A 20,730-nucleotide genomic window follows, 5' to 3' on the forward strand; every position below is an offset into this window, starting at 1 on the left:
TAGTGCCAACCGCCAGACGGTGTGATGTTGCCCCGAAGGACTTGCAGGGCGGCAGGTTGTCCACGCTGCCGCCGTCTTTGATGTCCACGTCGACGACGTCGACACCGTGACCGGCCACCATGGCCAGCACGTCGACCCCGGGCCGGAAGCCGTCAAGGTCGCACTCGGCAGCCGTGATCAGCGACCATCCGCGTGGAGGGAACACGTCGCGGCAGTCCGGCCGGTCTGGGTGAGATGGTCATAGTGCGCCGATTGCGGCGGGAATGGTCGTCCGTAGTTCAAATTCGGGCGGCACACGACGACCGGAATGCCGTAGCTCACCAGCTCTCGCGCCAGCTCGAGCGGGGTCCTGACGGTCATCTGATGACCTCCCGTGCTGCGCAGTTCCCACATAGACCGAATGCGACGAGGAACCGAGGGGCGCCGACCAGACAGACTTCAATCGGGTCTGCGTACTCTCCGCAACGGTCGCACCGGCAATCCTCCGCGGTTCCCGACAAGTCCAATTCGCCGCCTGCGCAAGACACGCAGACGGCACGGTCTGAGTGCCAAAGGGCGACTAGGTGCGGCCCCTCATGTCCGCAGTAGGTCAAGTCCCCGCTCACGAGGTCGGTATCGAGACTGGCCAACTGCCAGCGCAACCAGAACGAGGGCTCGTGATTCTGCCGCACCCTGGGATCCTCGATACCCGGCACAGTTGCTGCCGCGCGAACCATTGCCTCAAACAAGCTCATGCCACCACCCCGACAGCAGCATCAGCACGAGCCAGCAGGCCCGGCGCCCCACTGGACCAGACAGCAACCGCATTGGACAACCCGCCTGAAACGCCCGACCCGCTGCCCGATTGGGTGGCGGGGCTTCTTGGCATTTCGGGGCAATCGACCGCGACTTCAGGTGGTCGGAGTCGTAGTCCCACAGCTGGGTGAGCGCGAGACCGTGCCCGGCCGCGACACCGCCGCCGGCGACGCCCTGCGGCGGGACCGCGGGGGCGACGTTGGCGATGGCAAGGCAGGACTCGTGCACGAAGTACGACTCGCCCTCCTCCAGCGCGTCGAGCTCGACGACAAGGAATCCGGACAGCTTCGTGACGACCCCGTCGCGCAGCGCCTCGGGCACACCGGAAGTGTCGAGTCGAGAAGCTTGTCGTGATCGCGGATCGCCTCGGCCACCGCAGACCCCGACCAGCCAGAAGCGGCCCGTCAGCGGGACATGTGCATCCTGGAAGATCTTCCGGGCACGCGACGCAACCTTGCGGGGATCAGACTTCTTCGCCGCGGCTGCGGTGGCGGTGCCGGCATTGGGGTCATAGGTGACCTCGTAGACGTAGTCGGCGGCACCGAGCTCGTCGACGACGAGGTCCTCGTACCAGTCCAGCAGTGCCTGCACCTGCGGCGCCTGCACGTCGCGGGAGTAGTCGATCTCGTCGAGGGTGTATTCCTCGGGAGAGAGTTCGACTGCGGAGTACGGGTGCTTGTCCAGCTTGATCTGGATCTTGGTCTGGACGAGGCGGTCGTAGGTGATCGCGTTGTTGTTGCGCCATCCCTTGTCGCGGGCCCGCAGCACCGGGGGGCGCTTGACGTTGATGACGTCACCCTCCGCGCCCTTGAAGTCGGCGATGGTGTACTTGGTGGTGAACAGCCCGGGGGCCTTCACCGTGCGGCGGAGAAGGGCCAGCGCGTTCTGCGCGAACTTGGTGCCCTTCTGGAAGACGTTCGCCATGGTGGCTACTCCTTCTGTTGAGTGGATAACCGCAGCCACCACTTGGCGGGTGGGCGGCGTGGATCAGCGTCCGAGGACCGCCTTGGCGACCTCGTCGGGCGACAGTTCGTCGCTGGTCGACACCTGGGTGCCGGTGTTGCCCTGCCCGTCTGCGGGTGGGGCGATGGCGGGCTTGAGCCCGGCCGCGATCAACTCGTCGGCGTGGGCTTCGAAGTCCTCCTTGGAGGATCCGCGCAGCAGGGACGCGGTCAGGCCCTTGGCTTTGGCGACCTCGTCACGCACTCGCAGTTGCTCGGCCTGGGCGTCGTGCTCGTCGACCTTGGCATTGAACCCATCGCGCTCCTTGGCCGTGGCCGCGAGCTGGTCTTGCAGCTTTTGGACCTCGGTCTTGGAGGCGGCGTCGAGCTCGTCGAACCGCTTCGCCTTGTCTTGCAACGCGGTCAGCTGGTCGGCTGGCGTGATGGCGGCCTTGAGCTTGGCGATCTGGTCCTTCTGCGCGGCCAGCGTCTTCACCAGGGGGTGATCGTCAGGCAGCGTGATCGGGTTGCTGTTGTTGCTGGTGTCCGGCGTTTCGTCGGGCATGAGTGCTCCCATTTCGGGTGTGAAGGGGTCACCGTCACGACCGTTTGCCGTGCGGTGCCGCCCAGCCCGGGGAAAGCGAGGCTGGGAAGAACGAGAGTGAAATGACAAACACCCCGCCGAGAGACGGGGTGTTTGAACGGAGGGAATGGCCTAGGAGGCCAGCGGCTCAGTTATGCGAACCGCCTTGAGGCCCTCGCCTAGGTCGGCCAGCAGTACCGGGTCGCAGTGTTCCAGCGCGGCGTCAAACAAGTCGCGGGGGACTTCGATGCCATTCCGGATGGCCCGACCCAGGCCCATCTTGATCACGAATGCTTCCTGCCCCTCTGCCACGAGTTGATCGGCCAGGGCTCGCTGCTCGGACGTGCGCACCGAGGCAACCAGCGCGTTGAGCGCCAGGGCGGTCTGCGTCTCGTCCATGCGGGCAATCTTAGCTCTACGCGATGGGGTACGAGTTGAAGATGTACCACTGGCCACCTTCATCCCTCGACACGACGAGACGGATCCGCTTCTTCCGATAGTTGCCGATGATGATCCGGTCGTTCGGTCCATCGACCACGTCGACCTCGGGCTTGGTGGCCACGTAGGCGATTGCGCGCATGACTTCGTCAGGAAGCCAGTTGGCGAAATAGGTGTGTGATCGCTTGTTGCCAGGAATAGTCGGGTAGTGCGGAGCGAGTTTGGAATGCCCGCCCTTGCCCTTGCTGGTGCCGTACAGAATGTACGACCAGCGCTCGGGCGATATCGGCGTTATGTCTGTAGGCCACATCGGCGCTGGGGGCACGTTGAAGATGGGGGTGTCTTCGGCTGGCAGAAGTTTCCCGCCCGGGCCGACAGTGGAGTGTTTACGCCAGGTGAGGAGTGGCCCGAGTTCGCCGTGGTCGCGGATGAGGATGTCTTGGTAGTCCACGACCTTGCCGTCTGGCATCGCCACGGCGCGGCCAGCCCGGTTGGCATCGCCAAACTTGTCGCCCACCTCGTAATGCATCTGCTCGAGCAGGTCGGCGTTGAGGACCTCGCCGGGGTCGATGTCACCGAGGATTGGTGCGACCGAGCAGTCGCAACCGGGGTGCATGGGACAGGACGCCGACTCGGTAGCGCTGAGTGGAGGCGACCACGCACAGGGCACAGTTTTCGGCGCCGGTGAGTGCGCGGCGGTAGAACTTCACCTTGGACCGGGTCAGCGTGGCTTGCTCTTGGTGCTGCTTCGCCAGCTGAATGTCAGTCTCGATGAGGGAGACCAGGCGGACCATGCCGGCGTCGATCGCCGTGTCGAGCGCATTGCCCTTGGCCAAGGCGCGCCACGTCTGCTGGAAGGGCCTGGCGTACACGACTTCGTCGGGCACCCCACGGAGCGAGCCGAGCAGGGCAGGGTCGATGCCTTGGGGCGTCTGGTTGGTGAGTTTGGACAGGTAGACGTCGGTCAGTTGTGCAGTCGTCGCCCTGCCGGCGATCAGTTGCGGGATGACCAGGTGAAGGAACGCGTCGACGTCGGTGCGGTGGTAGGTGCCGCGGCTGGTCCAGGCCCGCAGGGAAGTCGCCACCAATCGGCGCCGGAGATCCGCAACAAGTCGCTGGTAGTTGCGGATCGTGTGGATCTGCTGGTCCATGCCGTTGGGCACGTCGCGGCGTCCCGGCTACGCGGCGGCTTCGCCGCTGCCACTCGCCAACGTGTCCGGTGTGACAGGGGCTGCCAGCGCCGCAGTGAGCGCTTCGGTCGCGAGCTCGGATTCGGCCTGGCGGATCTGCTCGGGTGACCAGCCGAGGATCTCGCGCATGATCGTCTTCGCGGCCATTCCGGTGCCCTTGGCCTGCACGGCGGCGGCGTACTGCTCTGAGAGCGACACCAGTGCGGGTGGGGCGAAGTTGACCTCGACGGTGGTGGCGTCCAGGTCGTAGCCCTCGGCCTTGAGCGCCAGCACCATCGCCATGGACGCGGCGGGTGCGATGTCGTCGATCTCGTCTTGGGCCAACGAGATGTGGCCCTCCTTGGCGGACGCGGCCCCTTCGGCGGACTGGTTCGCGCCCTCGGGGATGAACACGCTCAGCGGGGTCATCGTCACGGCGGCAAAATCGCGGCGGTCCGCCTTCTCGCCCTCCAGCAGGGGGCGGATGTCGGTCTGTTCAGATTCCCACACGTCGATGCCCTCGGGCAGGTCCCACAGGGCACCGGGGGCAGGTTCGAAGATGCGAGCCCAGTCGATGTCGTTGCCGTCGGCGTCCTTCTCCGGCAGGTCACCCTTGAGGCCGCGCTGCTTGAACGCCTGCATCGCGGTCACCACGAGCCGTTGGAGTTTGCCGTGGTTGATCCCGTCGATCACGTCGAGGTGGGGCTCTATGAAACCGAGACCGTCGGGCCGCTCGAGCACAATCACTGGCAGAGCGTCGGCGTATGACACTGGCTCGCCGTCAGGCTGCCAGACCGCTGACTCGTCGATCTCTTTGGGGGGTGTCGCTCGGTACACTGTGAAAGTCGCCAGCCAGCGAACTCTTGGCCGCCTCGGTTCCCACGCCGGGGCGGCTTTTGTTGGCGTCAAGCAACGCGCTCACCCGACCTTCGCGGACGGAATGGGGGTCAGCATGTTGTCGAGGTCGGCCCGGTCGATCTTGATGAGCCGGGAACCTCGGACACGTCGGGCGGGCAATAGGCCGCGCGCGATGTAGTTGCGGATCGTTCTGTCGGTTACGCCGATGTAGTCGGCGGCCTCGGCTTGAGACAGCCAGGGGCGTAGTTCTGAGCGCGACGCAACTTGATTGATGTTGGACATAGCGAAGCCACCCTCTTCAGGGTCTGGCTCGCCGCCCGTTTTGCCTCCGCGAGCGTCCGCCGACTCAGCGGCCTATGACGTTGATGCCGACACTAGCAGTCCATTACCTCCCGATTCGGGCCTCAACGTGTCGCGTGTTGGACCCCTTCCTCCAACTGGTTCAAGATCCAATCGAGCCCGATATGACGTTCAGAGCGGCAGCGACACATTGCGCGGTAGATGGTGGCGGTTCGCAGCCGGCGATCTGGACTCATGTCCAACGCTGCCAGGCGCCAGCCCTTCGCCAGTCTGGGAACACCCGGCGTGAAAGGACCGAGGCCTTCCCGATCCTGGCCCCGTGTCGCAACGTCGGGACAGGGGTCGAGGTCCAGCACCTCCAGGACAACGTCACCGCACGCCCTGCAGCGAACCTCGAGGAGTTGGAACTTCTCTCGCACGCGTTTGGGCTTTCGAGACAGGACGCGCCACTGGCGGCCGAGGGGTTGGGCGGCCTGGGGGGTGGAGTCGCCTAGGAACTTCTGAACCTCGGCGTCGGTGGCCCCTTGTTGGGCCATGAGCGTGGCACCGGTGGCGCGTAGGTCGTGGAAGTGCAGCGACGGGCAGCCAGCGGCTTGCCGTGCGGCGTACCAGCCCTTTTCCCGCGGCGCGAAGGTGTGCTTGGTGTGTTTGCCGTCTTTCTGTGCCCGCTTGCAGGTCGAGGGGATGAGTTTGCAGGTAGAGCAGGACACCTTGCCGTAGAACGTGCTGGGCGCAAGGTGTCCACCGTTCGTACCGGGGAACAACAACCCCTCGCGGCCAGTGACGTTGCCGTGCAGGTGCTTGCGCAAGTCCTCTAGGACCACGGCCGGAATGTGCATGTCGCGGTTGCCCGCCTCGGACTTCGGACCCTTGGCCTTCACGCCCTCGGACCTCGACCTCGAAACCGCACGCCGCACGCGAATCAGTCCCGCGTCCAGGTCGATATCCCAGCGCCGCAGCTCGACGATCTCGCCGTACCGTAGGCCAGTCCACAAACCGAGCAGCACCAGCAGACGCCACTGCGGCCGGATGGTGTCGAGGATGACCTCCATCTGTGCGCTGGTGGCCAACTCGCTGCGCTTGGTGCTGGGTGAGGAACCGCCACCACGCACCGCAAACGGGTTGACCCTTCCCACCAGTGGCCCATGCGCGCTGGTGGCCGTGTTCATCACCGCGCGGCCAAACGAGTAGGCGTGCGCCTTGGTCGTCTCGCCGGTGTCAGTCTTGCGCTTGCGCTTCACCTTCAGCGTGTCGTACCAGACGTTGACCATGCCCGGCGTGATCGTGTCCAGCGGCAGCGCCCCGAACGTCGGCGCGACATAGTGCGTGAGCAACGAGTGATAGTGTTCGCGTGTCCTCGCGGCCAACGGCTTGCCGCCCTTGTTCTTGCGGGTCGCAATCCACTGATCGGCGTACTCGCCGAACGTCGGCAACTTCGACGCCTCGGCCCGTGCGGCGGCCTCGGCACGACGGGTCAGAGGCGGCGTCCAGCCCTCGGGGTCGTTCTCGATGCGCTTCATCTCGCTCGCCAGCCATGGACCGACGTGGCTGGTGGACGCGCTGGCGCGTGATGCCCAACAGTTCTGCCGCCTCGGCAGCGCCCACCGAGATCATTCCTCCTCGATCGACTTGAGTTCCCCGTGCGTCCCCGGACGTGGCGCCCACGGGCGCTCCTTGGCCGGGCGTACGACTACGAGCTTGTCTCCGCGGCTCAACTGCGCCACGACCGGATCGAAGTAGCGATAGACCTTCTCGTCGCGTACGACCGAGATCACCTGGTCCGGCAGCGAGGTCGGGGTCTTGCCCACTTCGGTGACCAGGATGTCGCGTTCGGCCACCTCGAGACCCTCGCCGTACGTCAGCAGGTCCTCCATCACCGCACCCAGCGACGGCGACAGCGATGACAGGCCCAACAGGCGGCCGACGGCCGCGGACGAGGTGATGACGGAGTCAGCGCCGGACTGCCGCATCAGGGGAACGTTGGCCTGCTCGCGCACCGACGCGATGATCGAGGCGTCGGGGTTCATCTCGCGTACGGTCAACGTCACCATCATGTTGCGTGAGTCGTCATCGGTCGTGACGATGACGTGAGTCGCGGTGTTCACGTCGGCGCGCTTCAATATCTCGCGCCGCGTCGCGTCACCCTCGAAGATGGCCAGACCGTCGACCTGGGCGTCGCCCTTCGCCGTCGCGCTCGGGTCGATGATCAGCAGTTCTTCTTTGGCGGTGCCGTTGCGCAGCATCGTCTGCGCTGCACTACGGCCCTTGGTGCCGTAGCCCACGATCACGATGTGGTGGTTCATCTTCTTCCTCCATCGAGCAACGCGAATGATGTCGCGGCCCTGCTTGGCGAGCACTTCGAGCGTCGTACCGATCAGCAGCACCAGGAACGCGATGCGCAACGGCGTGATCACGAAGGCGTTGACCAGCCGTGCAGAGTCGCTGGCCGGTGTGATGTCCCCGTAGCCGGTCGTGCTCAGCGTGACGGTCGTGTAATACATCGCGTCGATCAACCCCACCTTCTTGGTGGGGTCGTTGTTGTCGACGTAACCGTGACGGTCGAGATAAACCAACAGCACCGTGAACACGAGGATGAAGACCGAGGCCAGGATGCGGCGAGTCAGTTCGTACCACGGCGAGCGTTGTCGATCCGGGAGCGACAGCATTCCTGCCTGCGGGGCCTGCCCGGCCTGGTGTTGCGCCACAGCGGCAACCTATCCCCTGGTCCGCCACGACGTGGGGAGGCGGTCACGAATCCGGGCAAGCAGCTGTTCGCGAGCGCGGGTGGTGCTCTTCTGCGGGAACACCTCATCGAAGGCGGCGTTGACCGCAGCGCCGATCAGCACCGCGATCGACAAGACGTACAACCACAAGAGCACGGCGATGGGTGCTGCGAGCGGGCCGTAGATCGAACGAGATTCGGCAGCGGTCACGGTCAACACCCAACGAAGCACGAAAGAGCCGCCCACCCACACGACAAGCGAGAAGGTGGCACCGGGCAGGTTGAAGCCCCAGTTCGTACGCACCGGAACCGCCACGTGATAGAGCGTGGCCAGGAAGCAGATGCACGCCACGATCACCGTCGGCCAATAGAACGACATCAAGAAGTCGAGGCGACGCGGCAGCACGGACGCCACCAGACTCGGGCCCGCGACGACCAGCGGGATCGCAATCGCGCCGGTTATGACCGCGAGGATGTAGAGCAGGAAGGACAGCGCACGGGTCTTGACGATCCCACGATGGCCACCCAGTCCGTGCATGATCGTGATCGTGTCGACGAAGACGTTGAGCGCACGCGACCCGGACCAGAGCGCAAGAACGAAACCCATCGAAATGACGTCATAGCGAGGCCCCTCCAAGACCTGATCGAGCGTCTTCTCGATAACCTGCGCGACGGCACGTTCGGTCAGGGCCTGTCTGGCCAGGTCGAGGATGGCGGCACGCACGTCGGCGATCTGGGCGGCGCTGAACTGATCGGTCACATAGCCGATGCCACCGGCAAGGGCGAAGATCAGCGGCGGAATCGACAACACGGCGAAGAATGCTGCCTCGGCGGCGAGTCCGGTCACGCGATAGCGCAGACACGAACCCACCGTGGTGACGATCAGGCGCCACAGGGTGTGCCGCACTCGCCCGAGCAGGCTGGCGGCGTCGGCGGGGGCGGAGTCCGCCTGCTCCCCCGCCCCAGCCATGGCCGTACGGTAGCCGCATGAGCGTGCCTGAACCGGTATCCGAACTGCGTCGTGTCACCAACCAGCCGCCCCCGCTCACCGGACACAACGTCATCACCTCCGACGCCGCCTTGAGCGAGGCGGTCGTACGCCACGCATCGCCCGAGGTCCTCGAAGACCTGGTCGCGCTGGGGGCCGAGGCGGGCACGGAGGAGGCACGTACGCACGGCCTGCTCGCCAACCAGCACCCGCCGACACTGCGACCGTACGACCGCTTCGGTGCCCGCATCGACGAAGTCGACTTCCACCCTTCGTGGCATTGGCTGATGGAGCGCGGCATCGGGCACGGGCTCGCGGCCGCGCCCTGGGAGTCGGACTCACCGCACGCGCACGTACGCCGGGCCGCGGGGTTCTTCGCGTGGTCCCAGACCGAGCCTGGGCACGGCTGCCCGATCTCGATGACGTACGCCGCGATCCCCGCCCTGCGCGTCGACGACGCGATCGCGAAGGAGTGGACGCCGCTGCTGGCCTCGCGTTCGTACGACCCGGGCGTACGGCAGGCGTCGACGAAGCTCGGGGCGCTGGCCGGAATGGGGATGACCGAGAAGCAAGGCGGGTCCGACGTCCGCACCAACATCACCGTGGCGACGCCGACCGACGATGGCGGGTACGCGCTGCACGGGCACAAGTGGTTCACCTCGGCGCCGATGAACGACCTCTTCCTCGTCCTCGCCCAGACCGAAGGCGGCGTGACGTGTTTCGTAGTGCCTCGCGTGTTGGCGGACGGCACCCGCAATCAACTCGACGTGGTGCGGCTGAAGGACAAACTGGGCAACCGGTCCAATGCGTCGTCGGAGTTGGAGTTCCGAGGCACCTGGGCGCAGCGCCTGGGTGATGAGGGGCGCGGGGTGCGCACCATCATCGAGATGGTCGCGGCCACCCGTCTGGATTGTGTCTTGGGATCGGCGTCGCTGATGCGCCGGGCACTGGCCGAGGCCTCCTGGCACGTGTCACACCGCGCGGCCTTCGGCTCGCTGCTCGTGGACAAGCCGCTGATGCAGAACGTGATCGCCGATCTCGCCGTCGAATCCGAGGCGGCCACCGCGCTCGCGCTGCGCCTGGCCTCGGCCGTCGACAACCTGCACGACCCACACGAGGCGGCACTGCGGCGCATCGCGTTGCCGTTGGCGAAGTTCTGGGTCTGCAAACGCACCCCGGCGATGGTCGCCGAGGCGCTGGAGTGCCTGGGCGGCAATGGCTACGTCGAGGAGTCGGGTCTGCCCCTGCTGTTTCGCGAGTCGCCGCTCAACTCCATCTGGGAGGGCTCGGGCAACGTCAATGCGCTCGACGTACTCCGCGCGCTCTCGCGTGAGCCGGAGGTCCTGGAAGCGTGGATCCACGAGGTCGGGCTGGCACGCGGAGCCGATGCTCGCTTGGATCGCGCGATCGACGAGACGTTGGCGTTGCTCGGCGAGTCAGGTGCCCGGGAGTCGGGCGCGCGACGTCTGGCCGGTCAGATGGCTGCCTGTCTACAGGGCTCGCTGCTGGTGCGTTTCGCCCCGCCCGACGTCGCCGATGTGTTCTGCGCCTCGCGGCTGGCCGGACATTCCGGCACATACGGCATGCTCGCCGGCGGGGACCTTCGTGGCCTCGTCGACCGCACGACCCCGGAGTTCTGATGCCGCACGAATGGGACGCAGCCACCTACGACTCCCTGCCGCTGCCTCATGTCGCCTGGGGTCGGCGAGTGCTCGACCGGATGACACTGCACGACGACTGGCGGCCTTCCACTGGATCACCGACCACGATCTGCTCTTCGCCAACCTGGCCGCATCAACCCGGGAGGGCGGTCGGCTCACCAGTGACTGCGGCGGCCAGGGCCAACTCGCCCACCTCAACGCAGCGTTGGTCCAGGTGACGGGCACCGAGAAGTGGGGAGTCGAGTTCGCGGGAATCGCCGAGACACAGCGGTCGCTGCAAGACAACGGCTGGACGGTCGAGTCCGTGCGCTTGCGCCCCGACCCGCTGCGCCTGGAGGACCCCGCTCTCATGGAGACCTACCTGGCAACCGTGTGCTTGAGCAGTTATGTCGTCGGTCTGGCACCCAGCCAGGCGCGCGAGTTCGTCCGGGAGGTCAGACTGGCGATGGCTGAGCCGGTGATCGACTACGTCCGTCTGGAGATCGACGCGGTCCGGGCTGACTGACCGGGTCAGCTCAGGACGAGACCGGGATACAGCGGGTGCTTGTCCAGCAACTCGGCGCTTTGCGACTTCACTCGGTCGGCCACTCCGTCGGCCAGCGCGTAGGTCGCCTTGGAGGGGCCGCCCGCCTTGGTGGTGCCCGGCTGGGTGTTGGCCAGCACATCCACGATCAACTCGGCCACCTTGTCGAACTCGTCGGCACCGAAACCGCGCGTTGTCAGCGCCGGGGTGCCGATGCGCACACCCGAGGTGTACCAAGCACCGTTGGGGTCCGCGGGCACCGAGTTGCGGTTCGTGACGATCCCGGCATCGAGCAGCGCGGACTCGGCCTGTCGCCCGGTGACACCGAACGAGTTCACGTCCAGCAGCACGATGTGGTTGTCGGTGCCATCCGTGACGAGTTTGACCCCGCGCTTCTGGAGCCCGTCGGCCAAGGTCTTGGCGTTGTCCGCGACGTTCTGGGCATAGGTACGGAAGTCGGCGGTGCGCGCTTCGGCCAGGGCAACAGCCTTGGCCGCCATCATGTGCGACAGCGGTCCACCCAGCACGAGCGGGCAGCCGCGGTCGACCGACGGGGCGTACTCCTCCGTGGCGAGCACCAGGCCACCGCGCGGGCCGCGCAGCGACTTGTGCGTCGTGGTGGTGACGATGTGCGCGTGCGGCACCGGGTCCTCGTCTCCGGTGAAGACCTTGCCCGCCACCAGACCGGCAAAGTGCGCCATGTCGACCATCAGCGTCGCGCCGACCTCGTCGGCAATCTCGCGCATCTTGGCGAAGTTCACCCGACGCGGGTAGGCCGAGTAGCCCGCGATGATGACCAGGGGCTGAAACTCGCGCGCCTTCGCGCGGACCACGTCATAGTCGAGCAGACCGGTCTCCGGGTCGGTGCCGTACTGCTGCTGGTGGAACATCTTGCCGCTGATGTTGGGGCGGAAGCCATGGGTGAGGTGACCGCCGGCGTCCAGGGACATGCCGAGCAGGCGCTGATTGCCGAACTCGGCCCGCAGCGTCTCCCAGTCCGCCTCGGTGAGCTCGTCGACGTTCTTCGCCCCGAACTTCTCCAGCCAGGGACCCTCGACGCGGTGCGCCAGGATCGACCAGAAGGCCGTCAGGTTGGCGTCGATGCCCGAGTGCGGCTGGGCGTACGCGTACTCGGCGCCGAAGAGTTCGCGCGCGTGTTCGGCGGCCAGCGACTCGACGGTGTCGACGTTCTGACAGCCCGCATAGAAGCGGTGTCCGATGGTGCCTTCGGCGTACTTGTCGCTGAACCAGGTGCCCATCGTCAGCAGGACCGCCGGCGAGGCGTAGTTCTCACTGGCGATCAACTTCAGCGAGCCCCGTTGGTCGGCGAGTTCCTGGCGGGTGGCCTCGGCAATCCGCGGCTCGACCGTCTCGATCACCTTGAGTGCTGCGTTGTAGGCCTCGCTGGCGGTGTCGGCATAGCTGCGGCCGCTGAGGTCGGGTGTGGGGAGCTGACTCATGGGCCGCACTCTAGTGGTCGGCCTGCGCGGTGAATACGGGCCATTCCAAGCATGGCCTGGGTCACACCCGGTCCCCTTTCCATGCTGCGTGTCTCATTGATCGAGACGGCCGTCTCGTTGCATGAGATTCCACCTTGTGGAACGCCCGTCCGCACCCTGAGACTCCTTGACATGGTCAGTCGCGCAACACACGCCTTCCTAGTGGTCCGTCGCCACGTGGACTACGGGCGTACGCGAAGCATGATCTGTTGGCATCGCTGAACCGCCATCCAGCCCCAACCGCGCTCACCGTCGCGCGCGGATCAGCGAAACAAGAAGGACCCCCTCTCGTGACCCTCATCTCCGAGACCCAGACTGCCGCCACACGCACACCTCGCCCCCGCCCCAAGCGCGGCGAGGGTCAGTGGGCATTGGGCTACCGCGAACCGCTCAACAAGAACGAGCAGACCAAGAAGGACGACGATGCCCTGAACGTGCGCGCGCGCATCGTCAATATCTACGCGCACCGGGGCTTCGACTCCATCGATCCTGCCGATCTGCGCGGTCGCTTCCGCTGGATGGGTCTCTACACCCAGCGGGCTCCGGGCTTCGACGGCGGAAAGACCGCCGCGCTCGAAGAAGAGGAGCTCGACGATCGCTACTTCATGATGCGGGTGCGCACGGACGGGCAGATCCTCGGACCCGCTCAGCTTCGGGCGCTCGGGGAGACCTCCACCCAGTACGCACGCAACACCGCAGACATCACCGACCGCAACAACATCCAGTACCACTGGATCGAGGTGGAGAGCGTCCCCTCAATCTGGGAGCGGCTCGAAGGCGTCGGTCTCACCACCCTCGAAGCGTGCGGCGACAGCCCGCGCCCGTTCCTGGGCTCACCCGTCGCCGGGATCGCCAAGGACGAGATCATCGACGGCTCCGAGGCACTGGCTGAGATCAAGCGACGCGCACTCGGCAACCCGGCGTACTCCAACCTGCCACGCAAGTTCAAGACCGCACTGACCGGGCACCCGTCGCACGATGTCGCCCCCGAGATCAACGACGTGTCCTTCGTGGGAACGGTGCACCCGGAGTTCGGTCCCGGCTTCGACTTGTGGGTCGGGGGCGGTCTGTCCACCAACCCCATGCTGGCGCAGAAGCTCGGCGTCTGGATCCCGCTCGACCAGGTTGCTGATGCCTGGGAGGGCGTCGCCGGGATCTTCCGCGACTACGGCTACCGCAGGCTGCGCTCCAAGGCCCGGCTGAAATTCCTGGTCGCAGACTGGGGCGTGGAGAAGTTCCGAACCGTCTTGGAGACCGAGTATCTGGGCCGGGAACTGGTGTCGTTGGCCTCCCCTGCCTCCCCCGCCTCGCAGGGTGACCATATCGGCGTACACGAGCAGAAGGACGGCCTCTTCTACGTCGGCGCGACCCCGATCGTCGGACGCGTCGACGGTACGACCCTGACCGCGCTCGGTGACCTGGTCGACAAGCACGGCGCAACGGGCGTACGACTGACGGCCTACCAGAAGTTGGTGGTCATCGGAGTGCCCGGAGAGCACACCGAAGCGCTCGTCGAGGACCTGGAGCGCATCGGACTCACGTCCAGGCCCAGCAACTGGCGACGCAACACCATGGCCTGCACCGGCATCGAGTTCTGCAAGCTTGCGATCGTCGACACCAAGGAGCGCGCTCGGCGCCTGGTCACCGAACTCGAGAAGCGCTTCCCCGAACTCGACACGCCCATCTCGGTCAACGTCAACGGCTGCCCGAACGCCTGCGCGCGTACGCAGGTCGCGGACATCGGACTCAAGGGACAACTCGTTCTCGATGACGACGGCAACCAGGTCGAAGGATTCCAGGTCCACCTCGGAGGGGCACTGGGTCTTACCCCCGCCTTCGGGCGCAAACTGCGCGCACACAAGGTGACCAGCGACGGACTGGACGACTACATCACCAACGTGGTGACGGCCTACCTGGCCGGTCGCGAGTCCGGGGAGACCTTCGCCGCCTGGGCCGCCCGTGCCGACGACACCGAACTGCGTGGCGAGGGCCCGGCGGAGACGAGCCAGCAATGACCGGGCGCGCCGTGCCGTACCACTGCCCTTACTGCGGAGACGAGAACCTCTTCCCGCAGGAGGCACACGGGGCGTGGGAGTGCCGGTCGTGCTTGCGCGCCTTCTCGGTGAAGTACCTCGGGCTGACCCGCCCGGTCGCCGCTCGTGAAGGCGGTGCCTCGTGACCGCGGCCACCACCCGCGCAGCGCGCGCCTTTCGGGGCACCATGACAGAGGGTCGCTCCCCCGAGGAATTGCGGGCTCTCATCTCCCACGTCGGTGCCGAACTCGAGCTCGCGCCGGCCGAGCACATCATCGAATGGGCGGTCGCGACCTTCGGTTCGCGCTTTTGTGTCACCTCCTCGATGAGTGACGCCGTGCTCGCGCACCTCGCCTCGAGGGTCGCGCCAGGCGTCGACGTCGTCTTCCTCGACACCGGCTACCACTTCGCGGAGACCATCGGGACCCGCGACGCGGTCGCAGCGACGCTGCCGGTCAACGTCCTCACCATCACGCCGCGACAGAGCGTGACCGAGCAGGACGCCGAGTACGGTCCTGAACTCTTCCGCCGTGATCCCGACACGTGCTGCAAGTTGCGCAAGGTCGAGCCACTCGCCGAGTCACTCGCGACGTACGACGCCTGGGCCACCGGCCTGCGCCGTGCCGAGACCCACAACCGGGTGATCGCGCCCGTCGTCGGTTGGGACGCCAAGAAGGGCAAGGTCAAGGTGTCGCCGCTCGCGCGCTGGAGCGACGAGCAGTTCGAGGCCTACATCGTCGAGCACGGCATCTTGGTCAACCCCCTCGCGTACGACGGCTACCCGTCCATCGGTTGCGCCCCCTGCACTCGTCGCGTCGCACCGGGCGAAGACCCCCGCAGCGGCCGTTGGGCCGGCACCAACAAGACCGAATGCGGGATCCACGCATGAGCAACCCGCTACTCACCACCGTCTCGACAACGTCGTCGAGCCTCAACACCCGCGTCATCACGACGCCGCACGAAGGAGACCGCTGAGATGGCCGCTCCAGCTCTGATCGCTCTGGCCCACGGCAGCCGCGACCCGCGTTCAGCCGCGACGATCACGCAACTGGTCGCTGAGGTACGCCATCAGCGACCGGACCTGCGGATCGAGTCGGCATTCCTCGAACTCTCCAAGCCGTCGTTCGAGACGACCGTCGCCAAACTCGTACGTGCGGGGTTCGACGAGATCGTCGTGGTGCCGCTGCTGCTGTCTCAGGCCTACCACGCCAAGGTCGACGTCCCGGACAAGATTGCCGAGGCGCTGGCCGCTCACCCGGGGCTGAAGATCAGGATGACCTCCGTACTCGGCCTGGAGACGCGCTTCCTGGAGGTGCTCGACGTACGGATGCGCGAGGCGTTGTCGGCTGCTCGCGTACGCGAACTCGACGCCCTCGTGCTGGCCGCCGCCGGCTCGTCCGACCCGCTCGCGAATCAGGCCGTCGCGCGACTGGCGCGCCAGTGGGGTGCCCACCACAAGCTCCCCGTCGTCGCCGCGTACGCCTCGACCAGTCCCCCGGCGACCGGTGAGGCCGTGCGAGCCTTCCGCGCCGAAGGGCGTCGCCACATCGCGGTGGCGTCGTTGTTCCTGGCTCCCGGGACGCTGTGCGACCGGGCCACGGAGCTGGCGCTGGAAGCCGGCGCCGTGGCCGTCTCCGATCCCCTCGGCCCACACCCGGAGGTCGCCCGGACCATTCTGGCGCGTTATGCCGTCGGCGCAGTGGAACTCGTACCCGTCTGAGCCCACGCAGGTGCGCCAGATCAGCCGACGAGAGTGTGCACCAGGTGATCCAGGCAGCGCGCCGGGTCCTGGGTAACCCCACCGTGGACCGGGCCTGGCTGGACGACCGTGCTGCGCGGGGCGCGTACGAAGCCGAACCTGGTGCCCAGCGGTTGTAGCGCCGCATCGCCTCCAGCCGTCTCACCGCGACACACGGCGCGTACGAACTCCAGGCTGGCGAGCACCGACTCGGCGTCGACATTTCCCAGCGCTTCGAGGCGGGCCGCGTCGATCTGCCAGGTGCAGTCGAGGAAGCCCGTCGCTTCGCAATAGAGCACCACACCGACGTTGAGGAACTCCTCGCGATCGGCACGAGGCACGCAGCGCATCACGACGTATTGGTACGGCAGCCGCGTCGTCATGTGCCCACTCCGGGCAGCCAGGCGCGGGAGTCCAGACGAGCATCCAAGAATGCGACGTACGCCCGCCGCAACTCTGCGGGTGTCTGGGCTCCGGGCACCGACTCGAGCCACTCGTCGGGGACGTCTCCGAGGATCTCGGCAAAAGCCTCGGAGCCCAGCCGTGCCCGCAGGTCTGCGTCCACAACGGCGGTGTCCACCTCCGCGAAGACGTGGCCGGTGGGATCCCACCGCTGAGCCGCGAACCGGTCGGGGTCGGTGACGCCACCTGGCCACGCGTGGTGGAAGTAGAGACTCGCACCATGGTCGATCACCCAGACGTCGCCGTGCCACACAAGCAGGTTGGGATTTCGCCAGGTGCGATCGACATTGGCGATGAACGCGTCGAACCACAGCACCCGGGCCGCCAGATCCGGAGTGGCAGTTGCCGCGTCGAAGCCGAACGAGCCGGGGAGGAAGTCGACCCCCAGATTGAGTCCGGGGCTCGCGTTGAGCAGGTCTTGGACCTCCTCGTCGGCCTCATAACGAGCGATCTCAGGGTCGAGGTCCAGCACCACCAGGCGTGGTGTCGCGATTTCCAGACGTCTGGCGATGCCCGCCGCGATGACCTCCGCCACCAGCACGCGCAGCCCCTGCCCGGCGCCGCGGAACTTGCAGACGTAGGTACCCAAGTCGTCAGCCTCGACGATTCCGGGCAACGACCCTCCCTCCCGCAACGGGGTCACGTAGCGGGTCACGCCCACGGTCGAGATCGTCACGAGAGTGGCGTCTCCTCGGCCAGTCGCTGCTTTTCTGCCTCCACGTCGAAGTCCGCTGCGGGCCATTGCGGGTCGAGTTCGCGTAGGGCGTCGAGGAGGAGTGTCCCGACCGCGTAGTTGCGATACCACTTCTTGTCGGCAGGAATCACGTACCACGGCGCGACATCGGTGTTGGTGCGCTCCAGCGCGGTCTCGTACGCCGCACGGTAGTCCGCCCACAGGGCACGTTCGTCGAGATCGCCGGGGTTGTACTTCCAGTGCTTGTCCGGATTGTCGAGGCGCTCCTGTAGGCGGACCTTCTGTTCCTCGGGGCTGACGTGCAGCATGCACTTGACGATCGTGGTGCCTTCGTCGGCCAACCGCTTCTCGAAGTCGTTGATGGCGCCATAACGACGCTCGATCTCCTCGGCATCGGCCCATTGGTGCACCTTGACGATCAACACGTCCTCATAGTGCGAGCGGTCGAATACGCCGATGAAGCCGGCCTCGGGCACGGCCCGCTCGATCCGCCAGAGGAAGTCATGTTGCTTCTCCTCCTCAGTCGGCGCCTTGAAGCTGGTGATCTTCACACCCTGGGGGTCGACCAGGCCTACGGTGTGACGCAGCACGCCGCCCTTGCCGGAGGTGTCCATGCCCTGGAGTACGAGCAGGATCCGGCGGATGCCGCCAGCCGTACGCTCGGCCCACAGCCGCTCCTGGAGGTCGGCCAACTCCGGTCCCATGGCAGCCAGTGCGGCTTCGCCGTCGGCCTTCTTGCCGTCGAAGCCGGGCGCCACGTCGGTCTCGCGCGCCCTCAGGTCGACCGGCCCCGCCGGAAGTCGCAGCAGATCGGCAAGAGAGTAAGTCATAGGCCCATCATGACCGACCACTCAGCCGAGCACGGTAGCCACGTCCAGGCTGCAGCCGATGACAGTGGCGACGCTGCCGTCGGGCTGCGGCTCGTCGAACCACGCGCCTTGGGTGAAGCCGCACCGGGCCAGCGCACGCAGGGACGCGCCGTTGCGGTGGTCGGGAGCAGCGAAATAGGCGCTCGCCGTCGGGAAGCGACGTCTGGTTTCGAGCATCCACGTCCAGATGAGTCGCGTGCCCAAGCCACGGCCGAGCCACGCAGGCTCCCCGATGGCGTAGTCGAATCCGATCGCGTCCGGGTCGGGCGTCAGCAACGCGTAGTCGGGGTAGTCGCGGATCCGATAGTCCTGCACGAATCCGATCGAACGCCCGTTGACCTCCACAGCCCAGATCCGCGTGGGCGTGGCCAACTCGATGTCAGGTGCATACTGCGCCGCCACGTTGTCAGCGCTGGGTTCGCCGTCGGCGCCCCACCACGCCCGCACGTGCGCCGACTGTCGCCACCGGGTGAGGGCGGGAAGGTCACCCAGGGTCATCGGTCGCAGTGCCACGGTCCACGCACGGTCGATCACGAATCGCTTGACCTCGCCGCCGAGATCGAAGGCAACCGGACAGGACACGTCGTCAGGAGATATGCGTCGAGCCGCATCGAGCCATGACTCGTCCGGGCGTACGACACCCGCGCGCGCCCTCGCGCCGTCGGCTACCGTCAGACGGATCGTCACCCCGGGATCATGCCAGTCAGGCGTCGCTGACGTCATTCACCGAAATCGTCGCGCTCCGCGAGTTCCTCCTTCACTACGCGATAGGCCAACCCCGAGCCGTAGCCTTTGCGGGCCAACATCGCGACCAGTCTGCGAGTTGCCGTCGTCGTGTCGAGTCGCGCGACCGCGCGGGACTTGCGGCGCACCAGAAGCCGCGCCGCCTCGAGCTGATCGTCCAGGCCGACCTGGTCGAGTGCCTGGCGTGCAACCTCGTCATCGATGCCCTTGCGCCGCAACTCCTGGGCCAGGGCTCGGGGAGCCAGCCCTTTGCCGACTTGTCGTGCAGCTCACCCAGGCGTTGGCGAACGCCGCGTCGTCTACGAGACCGACCTCCTCGAAGCGGTCCAGCAGGCTTTCGGCGATCTCGTCGGGGACCAGTCTGTCGGCCAACTTCTGGCGCAGTTCGGCACGAGAGCGAGCACGACCGGTGAGTTGGTCGAGCAGGATCTTGCGCGCCACCGACTCAGGATCGGCATCGGGTCCTGAGCCCTCCTCGTCGACCGGCACCCGGGTGCCCCGCGAGCCCGCCCACGCGTCCACGCCGAGAGAGACGTCGCCCAGCCACGCGGGCGGACCGAGGGTGGGAGCGGAGTCGGGCTCAGAAGTCATTGACACCGATCGGCTCGTCCGAGAGGTCCTCGGCCGGCTGGTCGACCTGCGGACCGATCCCGAGCTTCTCGAGGATCTTCTTCTCAAGCTCGTTGGCCAGGTCGGGGTTGTCGCGCAAGAACATGCGAGCGTTCTCCTTGCCCTGGCCGAGCTGGTCGCCCTCATAGGTGTACCAAGCGCCGGCCTTGCGGACCAGACCTGCCTCCACACCGACGTCGATCAGTCCGCCCTCTCGCGAGATGCCCTTTCCGTACATGATGTCGAACTCGGCCTGCTTGAACGGCGGGGCCACCTTGTTCTTCACGACCTTGACCCGGGTGCGGTTGCCGACCATGTCGGTGCCGTCCTTCAGAGTCTCGATGCGGCGCACGTCCAGGCGCACCGACGAATAGAACTTCAGTGCCCGACCACCGGTCGTGGTCTCGGGCGAGCCGAACATCACGCCGATCTTCTCGCGCAACTGGTTGATGAAGATCGCCGTCGTGCCGGCGCCGTTCAGCGCGCCGGTCATCTTCCGCAGCGCCTGACTCATCAGACGAGCCTGAAGACCGACGTGACTGTCACCCATCTCGCCCTCGATCTCGGCACGTGGCACGAGCGCGGCGACGGAGTCGATCACGATCAGGTCGAGCGCACCCGAGCGGATCAGCATGTCGGCGATCTCAAGTGCCTGCTCGCCGGAATCGGGTTGGCTCACCAGCAGTGCATCGGTGTCGACGCCCAGTGCTGCGGCGTAGTCGGGGTCGAGGGCGTGCTCGGCGTCGATGAAGGCCACGATGCCGCCCGCGCGCTGCGCGCTGGCCACGGCATGCAAGGCGACCGTCGTCTTTCCCGACGACTCCGGACCATAGATCTCCACCACGCGACCGCGCGGCAGGCCGCCGATGCCCAGCGCCACATCGAGAGCGATCGCCCCGGTGGGGATCACCTCGAGCGGTGCCCGCGTGTCATCGCCCAGTCGCATGACCGAGCCTTTGCCGAACTGCTTCTCGATGTTTGCCAGCGCAACGTCGAGGGCCTTGTCGCGATCTCCTGCAGCCATGTGCTCTTCCTTCGTGTGTAGTCGGGTTCCACGTACGCCTTCGACGCTAGAGCCGACCACCGACACTCCCTGATCAGGAG

At 66.4% G+C, this 20,730-nt stretch carries 24 protein-coding genes; 6 read left to right on the forward strand and 18 right to left on the reverse strand.

Going from position 1 to position 20,730, the window contains the following annotated elements:
* Positions 1-720: 720 nt before the first annotated feature.
* The 10 genes from V9G04_08885 to V9G04_08930 all read right to left on the reverse strand — a co-directional run bounded on the left by V9G04_08885 (position 721) and on the right by V9G04_08930 (position 8,776).
* Entirely contained in the window at positions 721-1,719 is a 999-nt protein-coding gene (locus tag V9G04_08885) for a hypothetical protein (GenBank protein MEI2713394.1), read from the reverse strand.
* Between the two features lie 63 nt (positions 1,720-1,782).
* Complete coding sequence (locus tag V9G04_08890) at positions 1,783-2,301, reverse strand: hypothetical protein (protein ID MEI2713395.1); 519 nt, start codon at positions 2,299-2,301, stop codon at positions 1,783-1,785.
* Between the two features lie 150 nt (positions 2,302-2,451).
* Entirely contained in the window at positions 2,452-2,718 is a 267-nt protein-coding gene (locus tag V9G04_08895) for a hypothetical protein (GenBank protein ID MEI2713396.1), read from the reverse strand.
* Positions 2,719-2,734: 16 nt separating this feature from the next.
* Positions 2,735-3,373, reverse strand: a complete 639-nt coding sequence (locus tag V9G04_08900; GenBank protein ID MEI2713397.1) for a hypothetical protein — start codon at positions 3,371-3,373, stop codon at positions 2,735-2,737.
* On the reverse strand, positions 3,330-3,908 hold the full coding sequence (locus V9G04_08905) for a hypothetical protein (protein MEI2713398.1): 579 nt from the start codon (positions 3,906-3,908) through the stop codon (positions 3,330-3,332). Before V9G04_08905 ends, V9G04_08900 begins: the two co-directional genes overlap by 44 nt.
* Positions 3,909-3,935: 27 nt before the next feature.
* Positions 3,936-4,673: a hypothetical protein gene (locus tag V9G04_08910; GenBank protein ID MEI2713399.1), complete on the reverse strand. Its 738-nt coding sequence runs from the start codon at positions 4,671-4,673 to the stop codon at positions 3,936-3,938.
* A 171-nt stretch (positions 4,674-4,844) separates the two neighbouring features.
* On the reverse strand, positions 4,845-5,066 hold the full coding sequence (locus V9G04_08915) for a helix-turn-helix domain-containing protein (protein ID MEI2713400.1): 222 nt from the start codon (positions 5,064-5,066) through the stop codon (positions 4,845-4,847).
* A 122-nt stretch (positions 5,067-5,188) separates the two neighbouring features.
* A complete protein-coding gene (locus V9G04_08920; protein MEI2713401.1) occupies positions 5,189-6,604 on the reverse strand; it encodes a site-specific integrase in 1,416 nt (471 codons plus the stop codon).
* Positions 6,605-6,694: 90 nt separating this feature from the next.
* Entirely contained in the window at positions 6,695-7,789 is a 1,095-nt protein-coding gene (locus V9G04_08925) for a potassium channel family protein (GenBank protein ID MEI2713402.1), read from the reverse strand.
* Between the two features lie 9 nt (positions 7,790-7,798).
* Positions 7,799-8,776, reverse strand: coding sequence for a YihY/virulence factor BrkB family protein (locus V9G04_08930; protein MEI2713403.1), 978 nt, complete (start codon positions 8,774-8,776; stop codon positions 7,799-7,801).
* Between the two features lie 17 nt (positions 8,777-8,793).
* Between V9G04_08930 and V9G04_08935 the strand changes: the two genes are divergently transcribed.
* Positions 8,794-10,434 (forward strand): acyl-CoA dehydrogenase family protein, encoded by a 1,641-nt coding sequence (locus V9G04_08935; protein MEI2713404.1) that lies wholly within the window; start codon positions 8,794-8,796, stop codon positions 10,432-10,434.
* 10 nt (positions 10,435-10,444) lie between these two features.
* Positions 10,445-10,960, forward strand: coding sequence for a hypothetical protein (locus tag V9G04_08940; GenBank protein MEI2713405.1), 516 nt, complete (start codon positions 10,445-10,447; stop codon positions 10,958-10,960).
* Positions 10,961-10,965: 5 nt separating this feature from the next.
* On the opposite strand, the gene V9G04_08945 is transcribed toward V9G04_08940, so the two are convergent.
* Entirely contained in the window at positions 10,966-12,438 is a 1,473-nt protein-coding gene (locus V9G04_08945) for a glycine hydroxymethyltransferase (protein ID MEI2713406.1), read from the reverse strand.
* Between the two features lie 329 nt (positions 12,439-12,767).
* Between V9G04_08945 and V9G04_08950 the strand changes: the two genes are divergently transcribed.
* The 4 genes from V9G04_08950 (at position 12,768) to V9G04_08965 (ending at position 16,230) form a co-directional block, all read left to right on the forward strand.
* Positions 12,768-14,492, forward strand: coding sequence for a nitrite/sulfite reductase (locus V9G04_08950; GenBank protein ID MEI2713407.1), 1,725 nt, complete (start codon positions 12,768-12,770; stop codon positions 14,490-14,492).
* Entirely contained in the window at positions 14,489-14,656 is a 168-nt protein-coding gene (locus V9G04_08955) for a hypothetical protein (GenBank protein ID MEI2713408.1), read from the forward strand. The genes V9G04_08950 and V9G04_08955 overlap by 4 nt, the downstream gene beginning before the upstream one ends.
* Positions 14,653-15,399 (forward strand): phosphoadenylyl-sulfate reductase, encoded by a 747-nt coding sequence (locus V9G04_08960; GenBank protein MEI2713409.1) that lies wholly within the window; start codon positions 14,653-14,655, stop codon positions 15,397-15,399. Before V9G04_08955 ends, V9G04_08960 begins: the two co-directional genes overlap by 4 nt.
* An 87-nt stretch (positions 15,400-15,486) precedes the next feature.
* A complete protein-coding gene (locus V9G04_08965) occupies positions 15,487-16,230 on the forward strand; it encodes a sirohydrochlorin chelatase (protein ID MEI2713410.1) in 744 nt (247 codons plus the stop codon).
* Positions 16,231-16,250: 20 nt separating this feature from the next.
* Here V9G04_08965 and V9G04_08970 read toward each other — a convergent pair whose 3' ends face one another.
* The 7 genes from V9G04_08970 to recA are packed head-to-tail and all read right to left on the reverse strand — an operon-like array spanning position 16,251 to position 20,650.
* On the reverse strand, positions 16,251-16,631 hold the full coding sequence (locus V9G04_08970; GenBank protein MEI2713411.1) for a DUF3037 domain-containing protein: 381 nt from the start codon (positions 16,629-16,631) through the stop codon (positions 16,251-16,253).
* Positions 16,628-17,386, reverse strand: coding sequence for a HipA family kinase (locus V9G04_08975; protein ID MEI2713412.1), 759 nt, complete (start codon positions 17,384-17,386; stop codon positions 16,628-16,630). The genes V9G04_08970 and V9G04_08975 overlap by 4 nt, the downstream gene beginning before the upstream one ends.
* A complete protein-coding gene (locus tag V9G04_08980) occupies positions 17,383-18,234 on the reverse strand; it encodes a polyphosphate kinase 2 family protein (protein MEI2713413.1) in 852 nt (283 codons plus the stop codon). Before V9G04_08980 ends, V9G04_08975 begins: the two co-directional genes overlap by 4 nt.
* A gap of 21 nt (positions 18,235-18,255) precedes the next feature.
* The gene (locus tag V9G04_08985) at positions 18,256-18,960 is read right to left on the reverse strand and encodes a GNAT family N-acetyltransferase (GenBank protein ID MEI2713414.1); all 705 of its coding nucleotides are present in this window, start codon (positions 18,958-18,960) and stop codon (positions 18,256-18,258) included.
* Positions 18,961-18,992: 32 nt separating this feature from the next.
* Positions 18,993-19,235, reverse strand: a complete 243-nt coding sequence (locus V9G04_08990; GenBank protein MEI2713415.1) for a RecX family transcriptional regulator — start codon at positions 19,233-19,235, stop codon at positions 18,993-18,995.
* Positions 19,213-19,614 carry a regulatory protein RecX gene (locus V9G04_08995; protein ID MEI2713416.1) on the reverse strand — a complete coding sequence of 134 codons (402 nt, stop codon included), beginning with the start codon at positions 19,612-19,614 and terminating at the stop codon, positions 19,213-19,215. The genes V9G04_08990 and V9G04_08995 overlap by 23 nt, the downstream gene beginning before the upstream one ends.
* Positions 19,598-20,650 (reverse strand): recombinase RecA, encoded by a 1,053-nt coding sequence (gene recA / locus V9G04_09000; GenBank protein MEI2713417.1) that lies wholly within the window; start codon positions 20,648-20,650, stop codon positions 19,598-19,600. Before recA ends, V9G04_08995 begins: the two co-directional genes overlap by 17 nt.
* Positions 20,651-20,730 lie beyond the last annotated feature (80 nt).

This window comes from Nocardioides sp. (assembly GCA_037045645.1).
GTDB lineage: Bacteria > Actinomycetota > Actinomycetes > Propionibacteriales > Nocardioidaceae > Nocardioides.

Coding starts and splice junctions, on each gene's coding strand:
- V9G04_08970 (MEI2713411.1), bottom strand. CDS start 16,631: ATGACGACGCGGCTGCCGTACCAATACGTCGTGATGCGCTGCGTGCCT.
- V9G04_08905 (MEI2713398.1), bottom strand. CDS start 3,908: ATGGACCAGCAGATCCACACGATCCGCAACTACCAGCGACTTGTTGCG.
- V9G04_08965 (MEI2713410.1), top strand. CDS start 15,487: ATGGCCGCTCCAGCTCTGATCGCTCTGGCCCACGGCAGCCGCGACCCG.
- V9G04_08930 (MEI2713403.1), bottom strand. CDS start 8,776: ATGGCTGGGGCGGGGGAGCAGGCGGACTCCGCCCCCGCCGACGCCGCC.
- recA (MEI2713417.1), bottom strand. CDS start 20,650: ATGGCTGCAGGAGATCGCGACAAGGCCCTCGACGTTGCGCTGGCAAAC.
- V9G04_08885 (MEI2713394.1), bottom strand. CDS start 1,719: ATGGCGAACGTCTTCCAGAAGGGCACCAAGTTCGCGCAGAACGCGCTG.
- V9G04_08895 (MEI2713396.1), bottom strand. CDS start 2,718: ATGGACGAGACGCAGACCGCCCTGGCGCTCAACGCGCTGGTTGCCTCG.
- V9G04_08955 (MEI2713408.1), top strand. CDS start 14,489: ATGACCGGGCGCGCCGTGCCGTACCACTGCCCTTACTGCGGAGACGAG.
- V9G04_08945 (MEI2713406.1), bottom strand. CDS start 12,438: ATGAGTCAGCTCCCCACACCCGACCTCAGCGGCCGCAGCTATGCCGAC.
- V9G04_08940 (MEI2713405.1), top strand. CDS start 10,445: ATGGGACGCAGCCACCTACGACTCCCTGCCGCTGCCTCATGTCGCCTG.
- V9G04_08915 (MEI2713400.1), bottom strand. CDS start 5,066: ATGTCCAACATCAATCAAGTTGCGTCGCGCTCAGAACTACGCCCCTGG.
- V9G04_08890 (MEI2713395.1), bottom strand. CDS start 2,301: ATGCCCGACGAAACGCCGGACACCAGCAACAACAGCAACCCGATCACG.
- V9G04_08935 (MEI2713404.1), top strand. CDS start 8,794: ATGAGCGTGCCTGAACCGGTATCCGAACTGCGTCGTGTCACCAACCAG.
- V9G04_08920 (MEI2713401.1), bottom strand. CDS start 6,604: ATGAAGCGCATCGAGAACGACCCCGAGGGCTGGACGCCGCCTCTGACC.
- V9G04_08900 (MEI2713397.1), bottom strand. CDS start 3,373: ATGCACCCCGGTTGCGACTGCTCGGTCGCACCAATCCTCGGTGACATC.
- V9G04_08980 (MEI2713413.1), bottom strand. CDS start 18,234: ATGACTTACTCTCTTGCCGATCTGCTGCGACTTCCGGCGGGGCCGGTC.